The sequence below is a fragment of the Streptomyces sp. Isolate_45 genome (assembly GCF_024721315.2).
In the GTDB taxonomy this organism is placed as follows: domain Bacteria; phylum Actinomycetota; class Actinomycetes; order Streptomycetales; family Streptomycetaceae; genus Streptomyces.
This window is the reverse complement of sequence record NZ_JANFAK020000353.1, coordinates 1-1,667: the sequence shown is the minus strand read 5'-3', so window position 1 is coordinate 1,667 and position 1,667 is coordinate 1. Positions and strand designations below refer to the sequence as shown.

At 75.6% G+C, this 1,667-nt stretch carries 1 protein-coding gene and 1 pseudogene; one reads left to right on the top strand and one right to left on the bottom strand.

Going from position 1 to position 1,667, the window contains the following annotated elements:
* Positions 1 to 153 precede the first annotated feature (153 nt).
* On the top strand, positions 154 to 1,131 hold the full coding sequence (locus NOD94_RS41000; protein WP_281211332.1) for a YafY family protein: 978 nt from the start codon (positions 154 to 156) through the stop codon (positions 1,129 to 1,131).
* A 330-nt stretch (positions 1,132 to 1,461) separates the two neighbouring features.
* Here the strand turns inward: NOD94_RS41000 and NOD94_RS40995 are convergent.
* Positions 1,462 to 1,667, bottom strand: a pseudogene (locus tag NOD94_RS40995) (hypothetical protein); the annotation flags it as partial.

Genomic DNA, 1,667 nt, shown 5'->3' with positions numbered 1-1,667 from the left:
ACGTCGCCCGCCCCCGCGACGCCGCCAACCGAGCCGGCACCCTCCGCCCCCGCCCCCGCGCCGGGGCGCTGAGCCCGTAGGCGTCGGTGTCGGGGGCGTCCTGACCGTCGGGGGCCCGGCGGGGTCGTCGCGGCGGTCGGCGAGACTACGGGGATGCTGGATACCTCCGCACGACTGCTGCGCCTGCTGTCCCTGCTCCAGGCCCACCGCGAATGGACCGGCGCCGACCTCGCCGACCGGCTCGGCGTCACGCCGCGTACCGTCCGCCGGGACGTGGACCGGCTGCGCGAGCTCGGGTACCCGGTGAACGCCAGCCCCGGTACGGGCGGCGGCTACCAGTTGGGAGCGGGCGCCGAGCTGCCGCCGCTGCTCCTCGACGACGACGAGGCCGTCGCGGTGGCCGTGGGCCTGCGGACGGCGGCGGGCAACGGCGTCGAGGGGATCGGGGAGGCCTCCGTACGGGCCCTGGCCAAGCTGGAGCGGGTACTGCCGTCGCGGCTGCGGCGACGGGTGTCGACCCTCAACGAGTTCACCGTGTCGATGCTCCGCGGCCCCGCCCCCTCGACCGTCGACCCGTCGGTGCTGACCGAGCTCGCCGCCGTGTGCCGGGACCGCGAGCGGCTGCGCTTCGGATACCGGGACCACGAGGGGAACGTCAGCCGGCGCACCGTGGAGCCGCACCGGCTGGTGTGCACCGAGCGGCGTTGGTACCTCGTCGCCTGGGACGTCGACCGGGAGGACTGGCGGACCTTCCGGGCGGACCGGATCGAGCCCCGGCCGCCGCACGGCCCGCGCTTCCCCGCGCGACCGGGCCCCGCCGAGGACCTGGCGGCGTACGTCTCGCAGGGCATCTCGCACCGGGCCTGGGCGGCCCGGGCCGTGGTGCGGCTGCGGATGCCCGCGCAGGACGCGGCCGTGATCGTCGGCCCCGCGGACGGAGTGCTGGAGCCGCTCGACGCGGACAGCTGTCTGTTGCGGACCGGGTCGGTCAGCCTCGACGTCCTCGTGATTCACCTGATGCTGCTCGGCTGTGAGTTCGAGGTGGTGGAGCCGGTCGAGCTGACCGAGCGGATCAGGTCCGCGCGGGACCTTCTCGGCCGTGCCCTGGAAGGCGTAACGGACAAAAGGTGAGGGCGGGTGCCGGGCTTCCGGGGGTGGGGCGACGCCCAATGCCCGAGGTTAATTCGGCGGTTCTCGACCGGAATTCGAAAGGGGTTCCGGTGGCGGTGCGCGGGAGGCGGGAAGTAATCCCGCACCGGCCTCCGGCGGTGGTTGGCCAGCCGGTACCGGCGGGCATTCGACCGTCGACAACCCGTGACACAAGCGTGACCCGGTACGGAGGAACATCCTGGCGCGAGGCTGACGGGCCGGGTATATGAACGACGAAGGCGGGCCGGTCAGGTGGACCGGCCCGCCTACGTGTGCGCGGGGAGGGTGTGCGTACCGTCCCGCGCGGTGTCCTCAGCCTCCCGCGGCCGGACGGGCCGCGGTGCCCCGGGTGCCCGCCCGCTCGGTGTGCGCCGGCCGCCGGCTGCCCGCCGGGGTGACCGGGGTGCGCTCGGAGCGGATCAGGTGCGGTCGGGCCGGGGCGTGGGCCGCGGGACGCAGCGCGGGGGAGTGCGCTGCGGTGGGGGTGGCGACGGCCGGGGCCGCGACGGCGACCGGCG

Bases quoted from the DNA above. Each gene is read 5' to 3' on its own strand.
- NOD94_RS41000 (WP_281211332.1), top strand. From the start codon at position 154: ATGCTGGATACCTCCGCACGACTGCTGCGCCTGCTGTCCCTGCTCCAG.